Here is a 22,170-nt window from a genome sequence, read left to right on the forward strand (position 1 = left end):
GGAGCAACTGTTCATGTCGATCAAACGAGCCGCCAGCACCCTGCTGACAGCCGGCGTGCTGGCGGCCGCGGGCACCATCGCCCTGGCCGCCCCGGCGAGCGCCGAACCGTGCGGCTGGCAGGGTGACGGCACCCAGAACTACAACCACTGCGGCAGCACGACAGTGATGCTGACGGTCGAGCACGTCTTCGGCTCCGACGACCACTTCTGCGCCCGTCCGGGCATGAACAGCATCAACGCGGGCAACTCGCCGTACAACACGTGGCGCACGACGTTCGCGTACTACAACGGCGGGCCCACCAACTGTGCCTACGGCTGGTACCGGTAGTCCTTGGACATGACGAAGGCCAGGTCCGGGCGGACCTGGCCTTCGTTTGTGTGGAGCTGAGGGGAATCGAACCCCTGACCCCCGCCTTGCAAAGGCGGTGCTCTACCAATTGAGCTACAGCCCCGGACGCGAGCGGCCGCAGCCGCGCGCGGGAAAGATCAGTTGTGGGAAGCGCCGGCCGGCTTGGCCGGGGTGGTGCCGTTGGTGGAGGGGACCGGCGCGGTCGCCTCACGCCAGAGGTCGGCTTCGGCCTTGGCCGCCTTGTTGCGCTTGACGACGAACAGGACGCCGCCCGCGATGACGGCGAGTGCCAGCAGCTTCTTCACCGAAGCCCCCTTCTCAGCTTGCTTCCCTTACCCCGTGATGTTACTGCACCCCCGCGGAGCGGGTGTCAGGCAGTCATTGGTTCCACGTGGAACCACTGGTAACGCACGTCACAGGCCCTCGGAAATACCGGCTCGGGTGGTCTTGTTGTACGGATTGGTCGGTGTGCCCACCGTGTCCCCCGGGCCTCACCCATCGCCTTCGCGGAGTTCCGTCAGGCTGGAGCCGCGATGCGCCACTCGCCGAGAGGCGACCGTGCGGCGCGCCGACCGTGACCGCTCAGCCCTGCCGGACTTCTCTTCCCGGCAGGGCTGACCCGTATCCGGGACATCTCAGGGTTGTTCCCTGATGTCGTCGACTTCTGCCGAAGACACCCTCGGAAGGGAAAGTCGTCAACGAAGGGAGTTCTTCATGCGTGCCCCGCTGATCGCCGGTGCCGCCGCCTTGCTCGCCGTGACCGCCGCGTGCAGTTCCGCGCCGGCCCCGGCCCCCGCCCCGGCACCGACCTCGGCGCCGGCCTCGGCCGCCCCCGCACACGCCGTCGACCAGGCGGAAGCCGAGCGGATCGCCACCCGGAAATACGGCGGCCACTCCCTGGGCGTGGAACAGGACACCGCCCAGGGGCAGCCGAGCTGGGAAGTCGAGATCGCGGACAGCGGCGAAGGCCGCATCGAGGTGGACGTCGCCCGCCAGACGGGCGCGATCCTGACGATGGAACACGACTGACGCCCGGAACCGAGCGCGGGCCGGCTCAGGCCCCGTTGATCCGTTCGATGAGCTCGTCGCGGTACTCCTGCACCGCCTGAAACTCCGGTTCGTCACCGGTCGCGCGCTTCAACGCGCCTTCCAGGATCTTCAGCCCCTGGCGTTCGTCGCCCCGCGCGTCCGCCTGCCTCGCGGCGTTCTCCAGGGCTTTGGCGAGCTTGGTCTGCGCTTCGGGTTCCTTGGCGGCCTTGTGGATCCGGATCCAGTTGCCGCCCGGATCGACGACGGCGAACCCGGTGTACCGGTCGTTGCGCAGCCGCGGTCTGGTCATCCGCGGGATGCCGGAGGTGAGCAGTTTTCCGTGCACGGACCGCATTCCCGCGGCGAAGGCCTCGAACAGTTCGCCGATGTCCGGCACGATGACCAGGCACGTGCTGTACGACTGCGCCGGGTCGTAGCCGTCCATCCCGAAGAAGTGCAGGTTGATGTCTTCCCGTTTCACCGCGACGTGCGGGTTCGGCCGCGTCTGCCGATAGGTGATCTCGAAGCCGAGCATCTCGTAGAACGACGCGATCTCGTCGATGGAAGGACAGGGCAGGAGCGGAATGGTCAGTTCGTTCGCCATTACCCGAAGCTAGGCCCGGACCCGCCGAAACGACACCGAGCTATTTGCTCCCGCGAACGCCCGTCCCGGACGACCACGACCTACCCACGCTCAGCGCTGGTGATCGCGGGCGAACTGGGCCGGCGTCTGGCCGTAGTAGCGACGAAACATCCGGATGAAGTGGCTGCTGTCGGCGAACTGCCAGTGTGCCGCGATCTCCGAAACCGTGGGGCGGGACGGCGAGAGGAGCGCGCGGCGCGCCTGCTCGAGGCGACGTCGGCGGATGTACGCCGCGACGGGCTCGCCGGTGGACGCGAAGGCCCGGTGCAACGTTCGCAGTGAGACCTTGAGGTGGCGCGCCAGCAGCGCTGGTGTCAGGTCCGGGTCGGTGAGTAGTTGATCGGCGAGGGTGCCGGCCGCGTGGACCAGCGGGCCGGCCAGGCCGGGTTCGGCGCCGTCGGGATACCCGTGCAAAACCCCGCGGACCAGCTCCACCAATGCGTTGCGGCTGGCGTGGACGCCGCCATCGCCGAGGTCGCCGAGTGTCGCGTGGACCACCCTCGTGTGCGCCAGCAGCATTCGAACCTCCGCGGCGGCGGCCGGGCCGGTCACTTGCATGCCGTCGGCGAACAAGCCCAGCGCCTCGGCGGACAGCCCGATCACCTGGGCGGTAGTGCCCGCGGCGACGTCGTAGCCGGTGAACCCGATCGAGCGGCTCAGCAGGAACTGACCGGCGTCGACAGCTATCGAGTCGCGTTCACGTCTGAGGACGTAGGTGCCACTGTGCACCACGTAGAGCCGCAGTTCGCCGATGTCGGGAAACGCGGAATCGACCCGTACCCGCGTGGCGGTTTCGAAATCTGTGATGACCGAGTCCCCGACGCGGGAGGCGAACCCACGAACGACGGCTCCGGCGGTGGCTTCGTGGTGGAACGCGGGCAACGTGAAACCGTCGCCCATCTGCGCTTCCCAGCCGTCGCGGAAGGCGTCGACACCGAACCGTTCGGTGTCCAGCCGAACCGAGCCACGTACCGAGTCCACCCGGCCATCCAACCACGATGGCACGCATCGTCGATCGAGACGGCACGCGTGTCCAAGACCGCGGCGGTACCGGATTCCTAGGGTCGGGACGTGGATTCGAAAACCTATTTGCACCTGTACTTGCAGCAGGTGCGCGACGTCCTGGTGTGGAAACTCGACGGCCTGTCCGAGTACGACGCGCGCCGGCCGCTCACCCCGACCGGAACCAATCTGCTCGGACTGGTGAAACACCTGACGGGCAACGAGTTCGGCTACTTCGGCGAAGTGTTCGACCGCCCCGCCCACGCCGGGGAGTGGCTGGTCGACCGCACTCAATCAGAGGACTTCCTCGCCCGCCCCGAGGAGACCCGCGAGGACATCATCGCGCAGTACAAACGGTCGTGGGAGCACGCTGACGCGACCATCGCGGCACTCGATCTCGACTCGCCCGGCAAGGTGCCCCACTTTCCCGAAGGCATGCGCGACGTGACCTTGCACTGGATGCTCGTCCACATGATCACCGAGACCTGTCGGCACGCCGGTCACGCCGACATCGTCCGCGAGCTCATCGACGGCCGCGCCGGCTACCACCCCACGGTCAGCAACCTCCCCGACGGGTGGTCCGAGTTCCACGATCGTGTCGAGCTCGCAGCACGTGAGGCGGCTCGTATCACCGGCCGTCCACGTCTTCCAGCCGACCTCGATGTCGCCGCGCCGGATGTCTCCCCAGGCTGACAGTCACCCAAGACACGCAAAAGCCCGGTTCGCAGATTGCGAACCGGGCTTGCGTTGCGTGGGCCTACCAGGACTTGAACCTGGGACCTCTTCGTTATCAGGGCAAGATCACGATTTTCCGATCATGGCAAACGCCCGGCAACCTCACGTTTCAGCGTCCGTGGAGATCCACCGATGACCGTCGACGACCTCCGTGATTGTCGCCCACTTTGTCGCCCGCCTTCAGCGATCTCGGCTGCATGCAGGCAGGGAACTGTCTGCCCAGCGCAGCCAGGGAGGAGCAATTCGTGATCACGGTGGGCAAGCCACAGCGATGAGTTGAGTCGGCAGATGTCACATTCCGCAGGCCGCAATCGACTGTGGTGGTGTGGACGAGACGCGGCCCTCACCCGTGCTGAGTGATCTGACCGAGGTCGAGCAACAGGTGGTCGACAACACCCGACGGGGGGAAGTCACCAACCCCGGCACCAGGATGCTGGTGGAGGAGTTGGCGGTCACCGACGACCCCGAACTGCGGGTACGAGCCGACCTCCTTCGCGAACTGCTCCGTGGCCTGCGCGGTGACCTCGATCCTCGCGGGATCCAGCTCGTGGGAGTACGGATCGTCGGACGGCTTGACCTCGATTACGTCACCGCCGTCACCGGTTTGGACTTGTTCCAATGTGCTCTGCCGGACGGTTTCGTTTGCCGAGACGCGCACCTTCGCGACCTGTACCTCAGCGGTAGCCTGCTCCACCACCTGCATGCCGATGGCCTCCGCACCGACAGCCACCTGTTCATGCGGGACGCCACCATCACCGGCGGCGGGAAACTCGACGCGATCTCGCTGATCGGCGCCCACATCGGCGGCATGGTCGACCTCGATCGAGCCACCATCACCAACGCCACCGGTCCCGCACTGGTTGCCGATCGCCTCTGCACCGACAGCAACCTGACCATGGAGAACGCCACCATCACCTGCACCGCAGAAGACGGCGCACTCCGACTACTCGGCGCCCACATCGGCGGACAAATCGACCTACTACGGGCCACCATCACCAACACCACCGGTCCCGCAGTGCACGCCGACGGCCTCCGCACCGACAGCGACCTGTCCATTCGGAACGCCACCATCACCGGCGCCAGAGGCCTCGGCGCACTGCGACTGCTCGACGCCCACATCGGCGGACAAATCGACCTACTACGGGCCACCATCACCAACACCACCGGTCCCGCAGTGCACGCCGACGGCCTCCGCACCGACAGCGACCTGTTCACTCGGAACGCCACCATCACCGGCGCCGGAAAGTTCGGCGCTTTCCGGCTGCTCGGCGCCCACATTGGCAGCCAAGCTCAGCTATTGGTGTCCAGACTGGACAACAGCTCAGGCCCACTCCTGCTGCTGCAAGAGGCGCACATCACCGGGGAGTTGGAGATCTCTGCGACAGTGGTGTGCCCGGCAGGTCGGCAGGGGGTAAGCCGCCATGGCTGCCCTGACCGCGACCGCACCATCACAGCCCATGGACTTACCTACCCCGTCCTTGGCGGGATTTCGTGGCGTCAATGGCTGCACCTGCTGGTCCACCACACCCCCACCTACCGACCCCAACCCTTCCAGCAACTCGCCGCGACCGAGCGCGCCGCCGGCCACGACAACAACGCCCGCGAAGTCCTGATCACCCAGCAAAACGACCTCCGCCGCCGCACCCCTCAGGCACTGGGCAACCGGCTCGCACGCGCGCGACACGCACTCTGGGGCTGGCTCGGCCGCTACGGCTACCGCGCCCACCGCCTCGTCACCGCACTCGTTGTCATCCTCACCCTCGCCGCCACACTCAGCCTGCTCGCCGGACACGTCACCACCCACCCCGGCCACCACGCCGCCGAACGCGTCCCACCCGCCACCGCAAAACCCGCCGACCCCGGCACACCCTGCTCACCCGTCGAACTCATCGGCCTCGGCATCGACCGCGGCCTCCCCCTCGGCACCACCGGCATCCGCGCCCACTGCGACCTCGACACCACCACCGGCTGGGGCCAAACCTTCACCGCCACCCTCTGGGCACTCCAAGCCCTCCTCTGGGCCCTGGCCACCCTCGCCATCGCCGCCTACACCGGCCTCGTCCGCAAACCCACCTAACCACCCGGCGCGGCAAGCCGCGATGCGTCCGGGCGCCGATGAGAGAATGCCCCTCATGTCTTCCAAGGCCAGCGGGCTTCTCGCGCAGATCGAGGCCGACGTACTCGACCCCGAAGTACCGATCTCGACACTGCTGCAGAAGGTCATCGTGCTCGGCGGCAGGGCCAAGTCGGAGAAGATGCGGGAGTGGGCCCGCCGTGACGGAGCTGGTCTACCGCCACCAGCTTCGGCCGGTGATCAAGGAGGGCGCAGCCGCGATGGACAAGCTGTTCGGCTCGCCCGACGACGATCGAGCGGCATAGTCGCCCAGGTAGCAAAAAGGCCGGTTTGCGGGACTCGCAAACCGGCCTTTTTCCTATGTGGGCCTACCAGGACTTGAACCTGGGACCTCTTCGTTATCAGCGAAGCGCTCTAACCGCCTGAGCTATAGGCCCTCGAACGAGGAGAACTTTACAGGACCCCCGAGGGGGCCCTGCAACCGGGTCACTCCCGCTCGGACAAGGTCACTTCCAGGCCTCCGGCCAGGTCGGCCGAGACGTTGTAGATGAACGCGCTCACCGTGGCCAGCGCCGAGACCAGGACGATGTTGATCGCGCCCAGGATGGCCGCGATGCCGAACACGCGGCCCGCGCTGATCAGGGGTTCGGCCGAGGCGTTGGCGCCTTCGCCGCCGACCAGGGACGAATACGTTCCGTTCAGCTTGTCCCAGACGCCCATTCCGTCCAGCACCGTGTACAGGACTCCGACCGCCACCAGCCAGACGAAGAACATCGCGACGCCCAGGACCAGGGACAGCTTGAGCACCGACCACGGGTCGAAGCGCTTGACCTGCAGGGACGCGCGGCGGGGGCCCCGGCCGGGCCGGCGCAGGGCGCTCGGGCGAGCGCGCTGCGTCGAGGCCGGGGGGACCTCGCCGGCCGCCGGCGGGGTTTCGGGGGCTCCGCCGAACAAGCGGGGGGCTGCGCTGCCCGTCACCACCGGGCGTTCGGTGGGGGCGGGCTGCGCTTCCTCCGTGGCCAGCTTGACCGTCGCTTCGGCGTCGCCTTCCTTGTCGACCCGCTGCCAGGGCGGGCTCGCCGGCGTTCCGTTCGAACCCGCTGCCTCGGGATTGTCGGTCGGTGTCACGAAGAGTCAGTCCTTACCCGTGCCGTGGGGCGCTGTCCGTAGTTGTGAACTTACTGCTCCGACGGCGCCGTCGTCTCGTCAGCTGCTTCCGGCGCTTCGGGAGCGTCACCATTGGCGACGTCCGAGGGCTCGTCCGCGTTGCGTGCGACCGCGAGAAGAGTGGTGCCTTCGCCGAGATTCATCAGCCGGACCCCCTTCGTCTGCCGTCCCGCCTTGCGGACGTCGCCCGCCGGGGTGCGGATCACGCCGCCGCTCGAGGTGATCGCGTACAGCTCGTCCTCGGCGTCGACGATGAGCGCACCCACCAGCCTGCCACGTTTCCGGTCGTGCTGAATGGTGAGCACACCCTTGCCGCCGCGGCCCTGGACCGGGTAGTCCTCGATCGCGGTGCGCTTGGAGTAGCCGCCGTCGGTCGCGACCAGGAGGAACTTGCCCTCCTTGACCACGCTGATGCCGAGCAGCTCGTCGCCGTCGTTGAAGCGCATGCCCATCACCCCGGACGTCGGGCGGCCCATCGGCCGCAGCGCCTCGTCCGTCGCGTGGAAGCGGATGGACTGGCCTTCCGCCGAGACCAGCAGCAGGTCGTCCTCGGCCGCCGCCAGCACCGCGCCGACCAGCTCGTCGCCTTCACGCAGGTTGATGGCGATGAGGCCGCCGGAGCGGTTGGAGTCGAAGTCGGTCAGCTTGGTCTTCTTCACCAGGCCGCGCTTGGTGGCGAGCACCAGGTACGGCGCGACCTCGTAGTTCTTGATCTCGATGACCTGGGCGATCTGCTCGTCCGGCTGGAACGCCATCAGGTTCGCCACGTGCTGGCCGCGGGCGTTGCGGTTGGCCTCGGGCAGCTCGTACGCCTTGGTCCGGTACACCCGGCCCTTGTTCGTGAAGAACAGGATCCAGTCGTGCGTCGAGCAGACGAAGAAGTGCTGGACGATGTCGTCCTGCTTCAGCGTCGCGCCCTGCACCCCCTTGCCGCCGCGCTTCTGGGACCGGTACAGGTCCGTTTTCGTCCGCTTGGCGTACCCCGTGCGGGTGATCGTGACGACGACGTCCTCGACCGCGATGAGCTCTTCGTCGGTGACGTCGCCGCTGAAGCCGATGATCTTCGTGCGCCGGTCGTCGCCGTACTTCTCGACGATCGCCATCAGCTCGTCGCGGATGATCGCGCGCTGCCGCTCCGGCTTCTCGAGGATGTCCTTCAGGTCGGCGATCTCGAGCTCGATCTCGGCCAGCTGGTCGATGATCCGCTGGCGCTCCAGGGCGGCCAGGCGGCGCAGCTGCATGTCGAGGATCGCGGTGGCCTGGATCTCGTCGACGTCCAGCAGCTCCATCAGGGCCGGCCGGGCCTCGTCCGCCGACGGCGACCGGCGGATCAGCGCGATGACTTCGTCGAGCATGTCCAGCGCCTTGACGTACCCACGCAGGATGTGGGCCCGCTCCTCGGCCTTCTTCAGGCGGAACCTGGTCCGCCGGACGATGACCTCGACCTGGTGCTTCACGTAGTGCCGGATGATCTGGTCGAGCCGCAGCGTGCGCGGCACGCCGTCGACCAGGGCCAGCATGTTGACGCCGAAGTTCTGCTGCAGCTGGGTGTGCTTGTAGAGGTTGTTCAGCACGACCTTCGCGACCGCGTCGCGCTTGATCGTGACGACGATCCGCATGCCCGAGCGGCTGTTGGACTCGTCGGCGATGTCGGCGATGCCGGTGAGCTTGCCGTCGCGGACCAGGTTCGCGATGTTCTCGACCAGGTTGTCCGGGTTGACCTGGTACGGCAGCTCGGACACGACCAGGATGGTGCGGCCCTTCGCGTCCTCTTCGACCTCGACGACCGCGCGCATCCGGATCGAGCCGCGGCCGGTGCGGTAGGCGTCCTCGATGCCGGACGTGCCGAGGATCATCGCCTTGGTCGGGAAGTCCGGGCCCTTGATCCGGACCAGCAGCGCCGCGAGCAGCTCGTCGTCGGTCGCCTCGGGGTTCTCCAGCGCCCAGGCGACGCCTTCGGAGACCTCGCGCAGGTTGTGCGGCGGGATGTTCGTCGCCATCCCGACCGCGATCCCGGAACCGCCGTTGACCAGCAGGTTCGGGAACCGCGACGGCAGGACGTCGGGCTCCTGCGTGCGGCCGTCGTAGTTGTCGGAGAAGTCGACGGTGTCTTCTTCGATGTCGGCCAGCATCTGCATGGCCAGCGGCGCGAGCCGGGACTCGGTGTACCGCATGGCGGCCGCGGGGTCGTTGCCCGACGAGCCGAAGTTGCCCTGGCCGTCGATCAGCGGGTACCGCAGCGACCACGGCTGGGCGAGCCGGACCAGCGCGTCGTAGATCGCCGAGTCACCGTGCGGGTGGTAGTTGCCCATGACGTCGCCGACGACGCGGGAGCACTTGTTGTACCCGCGGTCCGGCCGGAAACCGGAGTCGAACATCGAGTACAGGATCCGGCGGGCGACGGGCTTGAGGCCGTCACGCACGTCCGGCAGCGCCCGCGACACGATGACGCTCATCGCGTAGTCGATGTAGGAGCGCTGCATCTCCTGCTGGATGTCGACCGGCTCGATCCGGTCGTGTTCCGGAGCCGGCGGCAAGGTTTCCGTCATGAGGTCCTTCTCGGGTGCGGGGGCCTAGCGGGACGAAGAACGGGGGACGCCTACACGTCCAAGAAGCGCACGTCCTTGGCGTTGCGCGTGATGAACGACCGGCGTGCCTCGACGTCCTCGCCCATCAGGACCGAGAAGAGGTCGTCCGCCTGGGCGGCGTCGTCCATCGTGACCCGGCCCAGCAGGCGGTTCGCCGGGTCCATCGTGGTCTCCCACAGCTCCTCGGCGTTCATCTCGCCAAGACCCTTGTAGCGCTGGATCGCGTCGTCCTTCGGGAGCCGCTTGCCCGCTTCGACGCCCGCCTTGATGACGGCGTCGCGCTCGCGGTCGGAGTACGCGTACTCCGGCTCGGCCCGCGGCCACTTGATCTTGTACAGCGGCGGCCGTGAGAGGAAGACGTGACCGTGCTCGATCAGCGGCGTCATGAACCGGAACAGCAGGGTGAGCAGCAGCGTGGTGATGTGCTGGCCGTCGACGTCGGCGTCGGCCATCAGCACGATCTTGTGGTAGCGCAGCTTTTCGATGTCGAACTCGTCGTGGATGCCGGTGCCGAGCGCGGTGATCAGCGACTGGACCTCGGTGTTCTTGAGCACGCGGTCGATCCGGGCCTTCTCGACGTTGATGATCTTGCCGCGGATCGGCAGGATCGCCTGGTACATCGAGTCGCGGCCCTCCTTGGCGGAGCCGCCGGCCGAGTCACCCTCGACGATGTAGAGCTCGCACTCCTCCGGCTTGGTGGAGCGGCAGTCCTTGAGCTTGCCGGGCAGGCCGCCGATCTCCAGCGCACCCTTGCGGCGGACCAGGTCACGCGCCTTGCGCGCGGCCATCCGGGCCTGCGCCGAGGAGATCGACTTGTTGATGATCGTCTTCGCCTCGGCGGGGTTGCGCTCGAACCAGTCGGCCAGCCACTCGTTCGACTGCTGCTGCACGAACGTCTTGGCCTCGCTGTTGCCCAGCTTGGTCTTGGTCTGGCCTTCGAACTGCGGCTCGCCCAGCTTGATCGAGACGATCGCCGCGAGTCCTTCGCGCACGTCGTCACCGGTCAGGTTGGCGTCCTTCTCCTTGAGCAGCTTCTTGTCGCGCGCGTACGCGTTGACGACGCGGGTCAGCGCGGCGCGGAAGCCCTCCTCGTGGGTGCCGCCTTCGTGGGTGTTGATCGTGTTGGCGAACGTGTACACCGACGGTGTGAACCCGGTGTTCCACTGCATCGCGACCTCGACCTCGAGGCCGGTGCCCTTGGCGTCGAAGGAGATCACGCTGGGGTGGATCGGGTCCTTGCTGCCGTTGATGTGCTTGACGAAGTCCTCGAGCCCGCCCGGGTAGCAGTAGACCTTCTCCTTGACGCGGGCGACCTTGCCCTCCGCGTCCTCTTCGGTCTCCTCGTCGGCGACGCGCTCGTCGCGCAGGGACAGCGTCAGCCCCTTGTTGAGGAACGCCATCTCCTGGAGCCGGCGCGAGATGGTCTCGAAGTTGTACGTCGTGGTCTCGAAGATGTCGCCGTCGGCCCAGAACGTCATCGTCGTGCCGGTCTCGGTCGCCGGACCGAGGTCTTCGAGCGGCCCCGGGATCTGGTCGGTGTACAGCTGGCGCCAGCTGCGGCCGCCGTACTTGACCTCGGCGAGCAGCTTCGTCGAGAGCGCGTTCACCACGGAGATGCCGACGCCGTGCAGGCCACCGGACACCGCGTAGGAGTCGCTGTCGAACTTGCCGCCCGCGTGCAGCTGCGTGAGCACGACCTCGATGGTCGGCTTGTTCTCCTTGGGGTGCATGTCGACCGGGATGCCGCGGCCGTCGTCGACGACACGCACCCCGCCGTCGGCGAGGAGAGTAACCTCGACCTTGGTCGCGTGGCCGGCCATCGCCTCGTCGACGGAGTTGTCGACGACTTCCTGGACGAGGTGGTGCAGCCCTCGTTCACCGGTGGAACCGATGTACATGCCGGGGCGTTTGCGGACGGCTTCGAGGCCTTCGAGCACCGTGATCGACGACGCGTTGTACTCGCTCTTGTTCTCGGTCACCGGCGTTGTTTCTCCTCGTCTCGCCCGAGCGGACGCTCGCTCTCCTCCAGTGTACTTGGCCGCGTCCGCTGACATGCGGCAAGGACACCCCTGAACGCGTCACAGACGGACGAAATCGGTTCGAGCCGAGTCTTGACGTATCTCGGGAGGTCTGAATGCGTTCTCGGCCCATTCAACCGAGCATCGCGCAACCCGGGTCAGCCGTACGTGTCACGGGGGCCGCGGCCCGGCACGTGACGCGGCCCTTTCCGCCAGCTCGGGGCGGTCGGACCCTGGATCCGCATCCGCTTGACGACGCCGTTGCCGACCCCCGCCGCGATCTTGGCCAGCAGCTTTCCCTGCAGCAACCGCAGCTGGGTGGCCCACGCCGTCGAGCTGGCGCGCACGGTGAGCTCGCCGTCCTTCAGTGCGACCGGCTGCGCGTGCTCGGCGACGTCTTCGCCGACCAGCCGCGCCCACTGCGCGAAGACGCGGGCGCTCGTGACGCTCTCGTTCCAGCCCTGGTCCTTGACCAGCCGCGAGACCAGGCGGCCGAGCGGCTGCGGGTCACGCGCGTCCGCGCCCGGTCCCGACCAACGGCGCCGCCGGGGGTTCTGGCCGCCACCGCCGACCGCCCGGCGCCGGTAGCCCGGCGGGGTGCCCCGTTCCTTGGCCTTCGCCTTGGCCGCTTCGAGCGCGGCGTGGGCGAGGTCGCGCCCGGTCGGGGGAGGCTCGTTCGGCCCAACGGTGCCATCACGCTCAGTGTCGAGCGGAGGCTTGGTGCCCTTTTTGGGCGTTTCGCGCCACCTATCTGGCCGCACAGTCACGGGCAGCGATAACTCATTCACCGTGTTATCCACACTGTCCACAGGTTTGTCCCCAGATCGGGTGCGGTTTGTGTCACCCGTCACACGGGGTGCCCGGTCGCCTCGCTCAGCCACGCGTGATCTCACCATCCGCCACCACGAACCGGTGCCCGGCGAGCTCCCCGGGTACGTCTTCGTCGACCGCGGCGGTCACCAGCACCTGTTCGGCGCTCGCGGCCACCTCGGCCAGCCGGGCCCGGCGCTTGCGGTCCAGTTCGGCGAACACGTCGTCGAGCAGCAGCACCGGCTCGCCCGCCTCCCCGCGCAGCAGCTCGTAACTGCCGAGCCGCAGCGCCAGCGCGAACGACCACGACTCGCCGTGGCTCGCGTAGCCCTTGGCCGGCGCTTCGCCCAGGATCAGCTCCAGCTCGTCCCGGTGCGGGCCGACCAGGCTGATGCCACGCTCGAGCTCCGCCTTGCGGGCTTCACCCAGCGCCTTGAGTAAGACGTCCTTCAGGACCTCGGGTTGCGCCCGTTCGCCATCCGGTACGCCGTACGTCTCCGGCAGCGCCGCACCCAGCGACGACCGGTAGGCGATCTTCGCCGGCCGCGAGTCGGGCGCGACCCCCATGTACGCCGAAGCCGCGTACGGCGCGAGGTCGGCGACGAGGTTCAGGCGCGCGGCCAGCAGCTCCGCGCCCGCCACCGACAGGTGGTCGTCCCAGACCTCGAGCGTCGACAGCGCGTACGGGTCTTCGCGGCCCGTACGTCGTTTCCCGGCCGTCTTGAGCAGGGCGTTCCGCTGCTTCAGCACCTTCTCGTAGTCCGCCCGGACCCCGGCGTACCGCGGCGCGCGCAGCACCAGGAGCTCGTCGAGGAACCGGCGTCGCTCACCCGGGTCACCCCGCACGAGCGCGAGGTCCTCCGGGGAGAACAGCACCGTGCGCAGGATCCCGAGCACGTCCCGCGGCCGGCCGACCGCACCGCGGTTGACCCGGGCGCGGTTCGCCCGGCCGGCGGTGATCTCGAGCTCGACGGTCAGCTCGCGGTCGTCGTTGACCACCGCGACCCGGACCAGCGCGCGCTCGCAGCCGTGCCGGATCAGCGGCGCGTCCGTCGCGACGCGGTGCGAGCCCAGCGTCGCGACGTACCCGATCGCCTCCAGCAGGTTGGTCTTGCCGCGGCCGTTCTGGCCGACCAGCACGGTCGGCCCCGGTTCGAGGGCGAGATCGGCCTGTGGCCAGGAGCGGAAGTCGGTGACCTGCAGGTGTCGCAGATACACCAGGGACTCCCTACCCGCCGATCTTCTTCACGGCGTGCCCGCCGAACTGGTTGCGCAGCGCGGCGACCGCGCGCATCGCGGCCGAGTGCTCCTGGCGCGAAGCGAACCGCGCGAACAGCGCCGCCGAGATGACCGGCGCCGGCACCGCGTTGTTGATCGCCTCTTCCAGCGTCCAGCGGCCTTCGCCCGAGTCCTCGACGTAGCCCTCGAGGTCGTCCAGCTCCGGGTCTTCGTCGAGCGCGCGCACGAGCAGGTCGAGCAGCCAGGACCGGACGACCGTGCCGCGCTGCCAGCCCTTGATCACGGCGGGCACGTCCTTGACGACCTTGGCCGCTTCGAGCAGCTCGAAGCCTTCGGCGAAGGCCTGCATCATGCCGTACTCGATGCCGTTGTGGATCATCTTCGCGTAGTGGCCCGCACCGACGTCACCCGCGTGCGAGAAGCCTTCTTCGCGCGGGCCGTCCGGGCGCAGCGCGTCGAAGATCGGCATCGCCTTCTCGACGTCGGCGGCCGCGCCGCCGACCATCAGGCCGTAGCCGTTTTCCTTGCCCCACACGCCACCGGACACCCCGCAGTCCAGGTAGCCGATGTTCTTCGCCGCGAGCAGATCGGCGTTCAGCTTGTCGTCGGTGTACTTGGAGTTGCCGCCGTCGATCACCATGTCGCCCGCGGCGAGCAGGTTGCCCAGCTCGGTGATGGTCTGCCGGGTCGGCTCGCCGGCCGGCACCATGATCCACACGATCCGCGGGGCGTCCAGTTTGGACACCAGGTCTTCGAGCGAGGTGGTGTCGCTGACGTCCGGGTTGCGGTCGTAGCCGACCACCTCGTGACCGGCCGCGCGCAGCCGCTCACGCATGTTGAAGCCCATCTTGCCCAGGCCGATCAGACCGAGCTGAACCATGAGATCCCCTTACGTGCTTTGAAAACAGGTCAGCCCGGCAGGCGGACCGGCATCAGGAGGTAGAGGTAGCCGGGGACGACGTTGCCCTCGGCGTCGGCGGGCTTGATGAGCGCAGGCCGGTTCGGCGTGGTGAACGTCAGCTCCGCACGGTCGCTGTGGAGCGCGCCGAGGCCGTCGACGAGGTAACCCGGGTTGAACGCGATGGTCACCGGCTCACCTTCGTACTCGACCTGCAGTTCCTCTTCGGCGCTGCCCTCGTCGTCGCCGCCCGCGGACAACCGCAGCGAGTTGTCCCCGAACTCCAGTCGTACCTGAGTCCCCCGCTCGGCCACCAGCGAAACGCGCTTGATGGACTCGGTGAGAGCCGACACGTCGATGACCGCGCGCGAGGTGTGCGACGCCGGCAGCAGCTGCCGGTACGGCGGGAATTCCGCGTCGAGCAGGCGGGTCGTCGTGTAGCGCCCGGAGCCGGACAGGCCGAGCAGGCCTTCGCCGCTGGCGAGGGCGAGGCGGATCGTGGCGCCGCTCGCGCCGAGCGTCTTGGCCGCCTCGGCGAGGGTGCGCGCGGGGACGAGCACCGCGGCGTCGGCCAGGCCCTCGGCCGGCTGCCAGGTGAACTCGCGCATCGCGAGCCGGAAGCGGTCGGTCGCGACGAGGGTCAGCGAGCTGCCGGAGATCTCGAGCCGCATGCCGGTGAGCATCGGCAGCGTGTCGTCCTTGCCGGCGGCGACGACGACCTGGGTGACGGCCTGGCCGAACGCGTCGCCGGCGAGCTCGCCCGCGAAGGCGGGCTGGGACGGCAGCTGCGGGTAGTCCTCGACCGGCATGGTCGGCAGGGAGAAGCGCGCGCTGCCGCACGTGATGGTGGCGCGCGCGCCGTCGACGGAGATCTCGACCGGCTGCGCGGGCAGCGCCTTGGTGATGTCGGCGAGGAGGCGCCCGGACACGAGGAGGCGGCCGCCGTCGGCGATCGTCGCGGGGACCCCGACCGTGGCGGAGACCTCGTAGTCGAAGCCGGAGACCGTCAGCGCGTCGGTTTCGCCGTCCGAACCGGCGTCGAGGAGGACACCGCCCAGCACCGGCACCGGAGGCCGGGAGGGGAGGCTTCTGGCCACCCACGCGACGGCGTCGGCGAGCCCGTCACGCTCGACGCGGATCTTCATGCGCGCATCCTTTCGACGATCGAGCCCCGTACGGGCTCGGGCCAGGCCTCGTTCTCGCGGGGCAGTGACCGGCTGCCCCCTCCGGCCGGTCCGCCCTCCGCGTGAGCGGCCGGAGCGCGGACCAGGTGCAGGCGTCCACGTTAGGCCGTCGCGGGCGCCGCCGTCACCTCGGCCTCCCCTTGAGTTTGTCGACATGACGACTCGATCTCGCAGCTGTCCCCAACTTCGTCCTCCGCCTGTTTTTGTTTTGTTCTCTCTTTCAAGAGATCTAAGGGCAGTAGCAGTAATAGGCGTTGTGGATTGTGTGGATTGAGCTCGTTCGCGCAGGTCGGACGGCTCGCGGGCGTGTGGAGAACCCTGGTGGCGGACCTGTGGGTAGATCGGGCCGTCCGTGGATGGTTTCGGGCGACCCCGGATCCATCCACAGTCGGGCCCGGTTGTCCCCACAGTTGTCCCCAGGTGTGCGGCGATTTGTACCCAGGGTCTGGGGGTACCGGAGGGGGTCCGAACCCCTCTTCCGAGTGATCGGCTTCTCCTGTGCACAGCATGTGGGCAACCTGTGGAATCAGCGTGGACAAGGGTGTGGATGCGCTGTGGATCGCCTGTGGGCGGGGTGTGGAGGGAATTCGTGTCTTCGCTGGTGGGAGATCCGTTGGCACTGTGGGCAATCTGCCCACACGGTGGGGAAAACCCCTTGTGTACAAACAATTTTCGCGAGTTTGGCGAAGCACGCGTACGCCCGCGAAGCAGCGAAGGCGCGTACGCGTGCTTCAGACACTCCACAGACGGCTGTGCCCGATGGCGGCTGTGTCCAAAGACGACGAAGGGGCGTCCACAGTGAGCGGACGCCCCGAAGTCGTTGGGAGGTAAGGGATGTGCTACTGGCGGGCGCGCTGCTTTATGCGCGACGTCAGCTCCTGCACCTGGTCGTAGATCCGCCGGCGCTCGGCCATCTCCTTGCGGATCTTCTTGTCCGCGTGCATGACCGTCGTGTGGTCGCGGCCGCCGAACGTCTGCCCGATCTTCGGCAGCGACATGTCGGTCAGCTCGCGGCAGAGGTACATCGCGATCTGGCGGGCCGTGGCGAGCGCCTTCGTCTTGCCGGGGCCGCACAGGTCGTCGAGCGTGACGTCGAAGAACTCGGACGTGACGCCCATGATGGTCGGCGCCGTGATCTCCGGCGCGTGCGAGTCGGGGATCAGGTCCCGCAGCACGATCTCGGCGAGCGCGCTGTCGACCGGCTGCTGGTTCAGCGACGCGAACGCGGTGACGCGGATCAGCGCGCCTTCGAGCTCCCGGATGTTCGCCTCGACGCGCGAAGCGATGAATTCGAGGACCTCACCCGGCACCGCCAGCCTGTCCTGCGCCGCCTTCTTGCGGAGGATCGCGATGCGCGTCTCGAGCTCGGGCGGCTGGATGTCGGTGATCAGGCCCCACTCGAACCGCGTCCGCAGCCGGTCCTCCAGCGTTTCGAGGCGCTTCGGCGGGCGGTCGGAGCTGACGACGATCTGCTTGTTCGCGTTGTGGAGGGTGTTGAAGGTGTGGAAGAACTCTTCCTGCGTCCCTTCCTTGCCCTCCAGGAACTGGATGTCGTCGACGAGCAGGATGTCGATGTCGCGGTAGCGCCGCTGGAAGGCGACCTTGCGGTCGTCGCGCAGCGAGTTGATGAAGTCGTTCGTGAACTCTTCGGTCGAGACGTACCGGACGCGCATGCCGGGGAAGAGCCGTTGCGCGTAGTGGCCGACCGCGTGCAGCAGGTGCGTCTTGCCGAGCCCGGACTCACCCCAGATGAAGAGCGGGTTGTACGCGCGGGCGGGCGCCTCGGCGACGGCGACCGCGGCCGCGTGCGCGAAGCGGTTGGACGCGCCGATGACGAACGTGTCGAAGGTGTACTTCTCGTTCAGCTTCGTCTTCGACGTCTGCGGCTGCGCCGGCGCGGTGTACGGCTGGCCGGCGATCGGCTGGCCGGAGAACGTCGGCCAGATCTCGTGGACGGCGGCGAGCGCCTCGCCCTCTTCGTCGACTTCTTCGTCGGTGTCGTCGCCGTCGTCCGGCTTCGGCCCGACGGCCTGGTGCTGCGGCATCGGCATCGGCGGCATCGGCTGCGCGGGTTCGGGCCGCGGCGGGGGCATCATCGGGGCGCCGTTGGCCGGCATCGCCGAGGCGGGTTCGGGGCTCGCGCCGTTTTCCACCCGGCCGGGTGACGGCACGTAGCGGGGCGCGGGCGCCGGGGCGACGGCTTCGGCGCTGTCGACCTTCACCGCGAGGGAGATCGCGCGGCCGAGCCGCCGGGAAAGCGCGTCGGTGATCGCGCCGCGCAGCCCGCGTTCGATCGCTTCCTTCGCGAAGTCGCTGGGCGCCGCCAGGAGCGCCGTGCCGTCGAGCAGGCCGATCGGGCGGGTCACCCGCATCCAGGCGCGCTGCTGGGGGGATAGGGTCCCGTCGGACAGTTCGCGTACCACCTGTTCCCAGATGACACCCAGATTGTGCTGGTGATCCGACACCTGTCTGGCTCCCCTCCCCTCGTCGGCGTGGACGGCCGAGCCGGCCCCGAGAACACCCGGTCACTCCACCCGGCGATCACAGGAAACCTGTCCGCGCACCGGCACAGCGAATATCCACATAGTTGTCCACAGCTGTGCACTAATGTACGGCGACCCGCGGTGCCGCCACCTGCGGGCTCGTCGTACGCCGGTGGGCACTCCACCACCCGGATACTCGTGCACCTCGACCGGTGACCCGAGAGAGGCACGCTAACAAGCCCCGCTCGTGGCCACAAGGCATCCTGGGCGGCCAGCATTTCACGGTGCACGGCCGGTTGCCATTCGGTGCCACGCCGTCGAACTCCCCGGGCGCGCCGGGCGGTCGCGTACCGTGGCCGAGGGGGTGCTTACCGGCCGCCCGACGGGGGTGCGTACCCTCGTAAGGTCTCCCGTATGCGACGGGTGCGTTTCGCGTGCCCACGTTGTCGTCGCTCGTCGTGACGAGGCCACACGTTGGTAGGAGACACCAGAGACTGCCGTGCGCCCGCACGACACGCCAGGTGGGGGGAAGGAATTCTTCCCGCCCGACGCGAGACACAGGAGAAGCAGTGAGCAAGGGTAAGCGCACCTTCCAGCCGAACAACCGCCGCCGCGCGAAGACCCACGGGTTCCGTCTGCGCATGCGGACCCGCGCCGGCCGGGCCATCCTGGCGGCCCGCCGTCGCAAGGGCCGCGGCGCGCTGTCCGCCTGATCGCACGATCGGGGCGCGCCGTGCTGCCGGCTGCCGCACGCCTGCGGCGGAGTGAGGATTTCCGCGTGGTTCTCCGTCGCGGGTCCCGGGCAGGCAGGCGCCGCCTCGTCGTCCACGCGCTGACCACGGACCCGTCCGCGGCCGCCGACGCACCGTCGGCGGCCAGGGCGGGTTTTGTGGTGAGCAAGGCCGTCGGCAACTCGGTGGTCCGCCACCGCGTCAGCCGCCGGTTGCGTCATCTCGTTTCGGCCAGGCTCGGAACACTGCCCGCCGGCACTGCGTTGGTCGTACGGGCATTGCCGCCGTCGTCGACCGCTTCCAGCGCCGAGCTCGGGTCCGATCTCGACGCCGCGTTGCGTCGGCTGGGGCTTCTGTCGTCGCGCCGTCCGGCCGGGGATGTCCCCAGCCCGACGCGTCCCGCGGACGCGGCCCCCGACCACGGATCAGCGGTGTGACCGGCATGCGAGCCACCCCCGAGCACGACTCAGCGCACGACCACGACCACGAGACCGAGCCCCCGCGGACCGGCCCGGTCGCCTGGGTCCTGCTGCTGCCCATCAAGCTCTACCGCAAGGCGATCTCGCCCTTCCTCCCACCGGCTTGCCGGTTCTACCCGAGCTGCAGCGCGTACGCAGTCGAAGCCCTCACCCGGCACGGTGCCGGCCGCGGCTCCTACCTCGCGCTGCGCCGGCTGCTGCGCTGCGGCCCCTGGACGCCACCCGGCCGCGACCCCGTGCCCGAGACGTTCTCGTGGCGACACCGCAGACCTGAAACACCGATCGAGGAGTAGCAGCAGTGCTCGATTTCATCTACTACCCCGTGTCCTTCATCCTCTGGTGTTGGCACAAGGTCTTCGGGTTCGTCTTCGGGGAATCGACCGCGGTCGCCTGGATCCTCGGCATCATCTTCCTGACGTTCACGGTCCGCGGCATCATGTTCAAGCCGTTCGTGAACCAGGTCCGGTCGATGAAGAAGATGCAGGACTTCGCGCCGGAGATGAAGAAGATCCAGAAGAAGTACGCGAACGACCGGCAGCGCCAAGCCGCGGAGATGCAGAAGCTCCAGCGCGAGCACGGCGTCAACCCGCTGGGCAGCTGCCTGCCGATGCTCCTTCAGATCCCGGTCTTCATCGGCCTGAACCACGTCCTGCGCGCGTTCACCATGCCGCCGCCCGGTGGCGGGCCGAAGACCGAGAACTACTTCTTCAGCCAGCACGACGTCGAGTCCTACGTCAACGCGAAGCTGTTCGGCGTCAACCTCGGTGAGGCCGTCTACAACGGCGTCGGGGTCGTCAGCGGCGGGGCCACGAACGTCGGCTTCCACTGGAGCGTGCTGCCGGTCGCGCTGCCCCTGATGATCGTCGCGTCGATCGCCACGCACCTCACCGCGCGGCACTCGGTGGCCCGCCAGAACGCCGCGTCGGCCACCCCGCAGACCGCGATCATGAACAAGCTGACGATGTACATCTTCCCGCTCGGTGTGCTCGTCTTCGGTGCCCTGTTCCCGCTCGGCCTCCTCTTCTACTGGCTGGCGAACAACGGCTGGACCCTGATGCAGCAGCGCCTCGTCTACACGAAGATCGACAAGGAAGAGGCGGCCCGCAAGGCGGAGGCCGCGGAGAAGCGCGCGACGCTCGGGCCGAAGCCGGGCCAGAAGCCGGCCGCGCCGAAGGTCGGCCAGAAGCCGGTCCAGCAGAAGAAGAACCAGCCCGCGCAGACCGGCTCCCAGAAGAAGGTCACGAAGGCGGGCTCGGCCCACGGCTTCGCGCAGACCGCTTCCCCCGCCACTGCTGCCGCCGGGAGCGACGGCGACGGCGACCCGACCCCGGCCGACACGAACGGCCAGAACGGTTCGAAGGACAACGGCACCGGCGTGCCGGGCCTTCTCAAAGACTCGACCAGGAAGTCGGGCCGGAAGCGCCGCTGAGGCGCGACCGGTTCGGAGAGGAGACGAATGATGTCGGAGACGATCGACACGATCGACGCCGATAAGGACGACGTGACCCCGGAGACGGCCGAAGGCGAAGCCGGCGAGCAGAAGGCGGGAGGCGGCGACGACATCCTCGTCCAGGAGGGCGACATCGCCGGCGACTACCTCGAGCGCCTGCTGGACCTGCTCGACTACGACGGTGACATCGACCTCGACGTGGAAGCCGGCCGCGCGATCGTGAGCATCGACGGCGGCGAGGACCTCGAGAAGCTCGTCGGCCCGCGCGGCACGGTGCTCGAGGCGCTGCAGGAGCTGACCCGGCTGGCGGTCCAGCAGGAGACGGGCTCCCGCAGCCGGCTGATGCTGGACATCGCGGGCTGGCGCGCGGACCGCCGTGAGGAGCTGAAGGAGCTCGGCCGCTCGACGGCGGAGTCGGTCCTCAAGAGCGGTGAGCGCGTCCGGCTGCAGCCGATGAGCCCGTTCGAGCGCAAGGTCGTCCACGACGCGGTGGCGACGGTCTCGGGCGTCACGAGCGAGAGCGAAGGCGAAGACCCGAAGCGCCGTGTGGTGATCTTCCCGGAGTCCTGAGCTTCACGCGCGGAGCGGCCCCACTTGACTCGGTCAGGTGGGGCCGCTTTCTTGTGTGCATGCGCCCGGCAGCCGGTGAGGTCGTCCACTTCTCCGAAGACCCGACGATCACCCGCTTCGAGCCGCACGTGGCGGCGACCGCGCGGCAGCCGGAGGCCTACGTCTGGGCGGTCGACGCGGCCCGCGCGCCGGACTACTGGTTCCCACGACAGTGCCCCCGCGCGCTGGCGTGGGTGACGCCGGAGACGTCCGAGGCGGACCGCGCGTTCCTCGGGACGCCTCGCGTGCACGCGATCGAGTACGGGTGGCTGGCGGCGATGCGGACCGTCCGGTTGTTCGCGTACCGCTTCTCGTCGGCGTCGTTCCGATCCTTCGGCGCGCACGCCCACGCGGTCGTGGCGACGGTGCCGGTCGAGCCGCTCGGTCCGCCGGAGCGGGTCGGTGATCTCCTCGCGCTCCACGAAGAGGCGGGCATCGAGTTGCGGGTGATGCGGAACCTGTGGGCGTTCGTCGACGCGGTCGCGGCGAGCACGCTCGGCTTCAGCGGCATCCGGTTGGGCAACGCGACGCCTCGGCCGAGCGAATTACACGCGTGATGTTTCACGTGGAACGGACCTCGGCGGCGGCCGGCTGAGTGGAGTTGTCCACATCTTCGGACTGTCGGCTCGTCTTCTCCGGTTCATCGGGGACAATCGAACGAGCACGGTTTCACGTGAAACCG

Annotated in this window: 21 protein-coding genes and 2 tRNA genes; 10 read left to right on the top strand and 13 right to left on the bottom strand. The window is 68.4% G+C overall.

Annotation, left to right across the window (positions count from 1 at the left end; genetic code table 11):
• A partial coding sequence (locus tag CCN39_RS38250; protein ID WP_086850692.1) for a DUF6355 family natural product biosynthesis protein occupies positions 1-328 on the top strand: 328 nt, incomplete at its 5' end.
• Positions 329-379: 51 nt separating this feature from the next.
• On the opposite strand, the gene CCN39_RS38255 is transcribed toward CCN39_RS38250, so the two are convergent.
• A tRNA-Ala gene (locus CCN39_RS38255) sits at positions 380-452 on the bottom strand.
• A 34-nt stretch (positions 453-486) separates the two neighbouring features.
• Positions 487-654: a DLW-39 family protein gene (locus CCN39_RS38260; RefSeq protein ID WP_003100602.1), complete on the bottom strand. Its 168-nt coding sequence runs from the start codon at positions 652-654 to the stop codon at positions 487-489.
• Positions 655-1,063: 409 nt separating this feature from the next.
• On the opposite strand from CCN39_RS38260, the gene CCN39_RS38265 reads away from it, so the two are divergent.
• Entirely contained in the window at positions 1,064-1,378 is a 315-nt protein-coding gene (locus CCN39_RS38265; RefSeq protein WP_086850694.1) for a PepSY domain-containing protein, read from the top strand.
• A 25-nt stretch (positions 1,379-1,403) separates the two neighbouring features.
• Here the strand turns inward: CCN39_RS38265 and CCN39_RS38270 are convergent, their stop codons facing one another.
• Both CCN39_RS38270 and CCN39_RS51345 read right to left on the bottom strand, forming a co-directional pair.
• Positions 1,404-1,982, bottom strand: a complete 579-nt coding sequence (locus CCN39_RS38270) for a DUF8817 family protein (protein ID WP_086850696.1) — start codon at positions 1,980-1,982, stop codon at positions 1,404-1,406.
• 90 nt (positions 1,983-2,072) lie between these two features.
• Positions 2,073-3,002 carry a helix-turn-helix domain-containing protein gene (locus CCN39_RS51345; protein WP_208630578.1) on the bottom strand — a complete coding sequence of 310 codons (930 nt, stop codon included), beginning with the start codon at positions 3,000-3,002 and terminating at the stop codon, positions 2,073-2,075.
• A gap of 90 nt (positions 3,003-3,092) precedes the next feature.
• Here CCN39_RS51345 and CCN39_RS38280 point away from each other — a divergent pair, with 90 nt between their 5' ends.
• Positions 3,093-3,716 (top strand): DinB family protein, encoded by a 624-nt coding sequence (locus CCN39_RS38280; RefSeq protein WP_086850698.1) that lies wholly within the window; start codon positions 3,093-3,095, stop codon positions 3,714-3,716.
• Between the two features lie 367 nt (positions 3,717-4,083).
• Positions 4,084-5,835, top strand: a complete 1,752-nt coding sequence (locus tag CCN39_RS38285; protein WP_244211183.1) for a hypothetical protein — start codon at positions 4,084-4,086, stop codon at positions 5,833-5,835.
• Between the two features lie 360 nt (positions 5,836-6,195).
• Here CCN39_RS38285 and CCN39_RS38290 read toward each other — a convergent pair.
• The 9 genes from CCN39_RS38290 to dnaA form a co-directional block, all read right to left on the bottom strand.
• A tRNA-Ile gene (locus tag CCN39_RS38290) sits at positions 6,196-6,269 on the bottom strand.
• 49 nt (positions 6,270-6,318) lie between these two features.
• On the bottom strand, positions 6,319-6,960 hold the full coding sequence (locus tag CCN39_RS38295; RefSeq protein WP_086850700.1) for a DUF3566 domain-containing protein: 642 nt from the start codon (positions 6,958-6,960) through the stop codon (positions 6,319-6,321).
• A gap of 50 nt (positions 6,961-7,010) precedes the next feature.
• A complete protein-coding gene (gene gyrA / locus CCN39_RS38300; RefSeq protein ID WP_086850702.1) occupies positions 7,011-9,548 on the bottom strand; it encodes a DNA gyrase subunit A in 2,538 nt (845 codons plus the stop codon).
• Positions 9,549-9,598: 50 nt separating this feature from the next.
• Positions 9,599-11,566: a DNA topoisomerase (ATP-hydrolyzing) subunit B gene (gene gyrB / locus CCN39_RS38305; protein WP_086850704.1), complete on the bottom strand. Its 1,968-nt coding sequence runs from the start codon at positions 11,564-11,566 to the stop codon at positions 9,599-9,601.
• A gap of 197 nt (positions 11,567-11,763) precedes the next feature.
• Positions 11,764-12,372 (bottom strand): DciA family protein, encoded by a 609-nt coding sequence (locus tag CCN39_RS38310; RefSeq protein WP_434781151.1) that lies wholly within the window; start codon positions 12,370-12,372, stop codon positions 11,764-11,766.
• Between the two features lie 106 nt (positions 12,373-12,478).
• Complete coding sequence (gene recF, locus CCN39_RS38315; RefSeq protein WP_086850708.1) at positions 12,479-13,633, bottom strand: DNA replication/repair protein RecF; 1,155 nt, start codon at positions 13,631-13,633, stop codon at positions 12,479-12,481.
• Between the two features lie 10 nt (positions 13,634-13,643).
• Positions 13,644-14,534, bottom strand: coding sequence for a phosphogluconate dehydrogenase (NAD(+)-dependent, decarboxylating) (gene gnd, locus CCN39_RS38320; protein WP_086850710.1), 891 nt, complete (start codon positions 14,532-14,534; stop codon positions 13,644-13,646).
• Positions 14,535-14,563: 29 nt separating this feature from the next.
• Positions 14,564-15,697 (bottom strand): DNA polymerase III subunit beta, encoded by a 1,134-nt coding sequence (dnaN, locus tag CCN39_RS38325; protein ID WP_086850712.1) that lies wholly within the window; start codon positions 15,695-15,697, stop codon positions 14,564-14,566.
• Positions 15,698-16,575: 878 nt separating this feature from the next.
• On the bottom strand, positions 16,576-18,201 hold the full coding sequence (gene dnaA / locus CCN39_RS38330) for a chromosomal replication initiator protein DnaA (RefSeq protein WP_086850714.1): 1,626 nt from the start codon (positions 18,199-18,201) through the stop codon (positions 16,576-16,578).
• Positions 18,202-18,788: 587 nt separating this feature from the next.
• On the opposite strand from dnaA, the gene rpmH reads away from it, so the two are divergent.
• The 6 genes from rpmH to CCN39_RS38360 are packed head-to-tail and all read left to right on the top strand — an operon-like array spanning position 18,789 to position 22,045.
• Positions 18,789-18,932, top strand: a complete 144-nt coding sequence (gene rpmH / locus CCN39_RS38335) for a 50S ribosomal protein L34 (protein WP_013231070.1) — start codon at positions 18,789-18,791, stop codon at positions 18,930-18,932.
• 20 nt (positions 18,933-18,952) lie between these two features.
• Positions 18,953-19,387: a ribonuclease P protein component gene (gene rnpA / locus CCN39_RS38340; protein ID WP_086850715.1), complete on the top strand. Its 435-nt coding sequence runs from the start codon at positions 18,953-18,955 to the stop codon at positions 19,385-19,387.
• 5 nt (positions 19,388-19,392) lie between these two features.
• Positions 19,393-19,722 carry a membrane protein insertion efficiency factor YidD gene (gene yidD, locus CCN39_RS38345; RefSeq protein ID WP_143264308.1) on the top strand — a complete coding sequence of 110 codons (330 nt, stop codon included), beginning with the start codon at positions 19,393-19,395 and terminating at the stop codon, positions 19,720-19,722.
• Between the two features lie 5 nt (positions 19,723-19,727).
• Positions 19,728-20,858 (top strand): membrane protein insertase YidC, encoded by a 1,131-nt coding sequence (yidC, locus tag CCN39_RS38350; RefSeq protein ID WP_086850718.1) that lies wholly within the window; start codon positions 19,728-19,730, stop codon positions 20,856-20,858.
• A 30-nt stretch (positions 20,859-20,888) separates the two neighbouring features.
• On the top strand, positions 20,889-21,449 hold the full coding sequence (locus tag CCN39_RS38355) for a Jag family protein (protein WP_167455303.1): 561 nt from the start codon (positions 20,889-20,891) through the stop codon (positions 21,447-21,449).
• A 59-nt stretch (positions 21,450-21,508) separates the two neighbouring features.
• Positions 21,509-22,045: a DUF6886 family protein gene (locus tag CCN39_RS38360; RefSeq protein ID WP_086850722.1), complete on the top strand. Its 537-nt coding sequence runs from the start codon at positions 21,509-21,511 to the stop codon at positions 22,043-22,045.
• Positions 22,046-22,170 lie beyond the last annotated feature (125 nt).

Source organism: Amycolatopsis kentuckyensis, from assembly GCF_002155975.1.
Classification (GTDB): domain Bacteria; phylum Actinomycetota; class Actinomycetes; order Mycobacteriales; family Pseudonocardiaceae; genus Amycolatopsis; species Amycolatopsis kentuckyensis.

What these genes read in the sequence shown, in the direction of transcription:
- CCN39_RS38265 (WP_086850694.1), top strand. Translation starts at nt 1,064, where the DNA reads ATGCGTGCCCCGCTGATCGCCGGTGCCGCCGCCTTGCTCGCCGTGACC.
- CCN39_RS38270 (WP_086850696.1), bottom strand. Translation starts at nt 1,982, where the DNA reads ATGGCGAACGAACTGACCATTCCGCTCCTGCCCTGTCCTTCCATCGAC.
- gyrA (WP_086850702.1), bottom strand. Translation starts at nt 9,548, where the DNA reads ATGACGGAAACCTTGCCGCCGGCTCCGGAACACGACCGGATCGAGCCG.
- gnd (WP_086850710.1), bottom strand. Translation starts at nt 14,534, where the DNA reads ATGGTTCAGCTCGGTCTGATCGGCCTGGGCAAGATGGGCTTCAACATG.
- dnaN (WP_086850712.1), bottom strand. Translation starts at nt 15,697, where the DNA reads ATGAAGATCCGCGTCGAGCGTGACGGGCTCGCCGACGCCGTCGCGTGG.
- yidD (WP_143264308.1), top strand. Translation starts at nt 19,393, where the DNA reads ATGCGAGCCACCCCCGAGCACGACTCAGCGCACGACCACGACCACGAG.
- CCN39_RS38355 (WP_167455303.1), top strand. Translation starts at nt 20,889, where the DNA reads ATGTCGGAGACGATCGACACGATCGACGCCGATAAGGACGACGTGACC.
- CCN39_RS38360 (WP_086850722.1), top strand. Translation starts at nt 21,509, where the DNA reads ATGCGCCCGGCAGCCGGTGAGGTCGTCCACTTCTCCGAAGACCCGACG.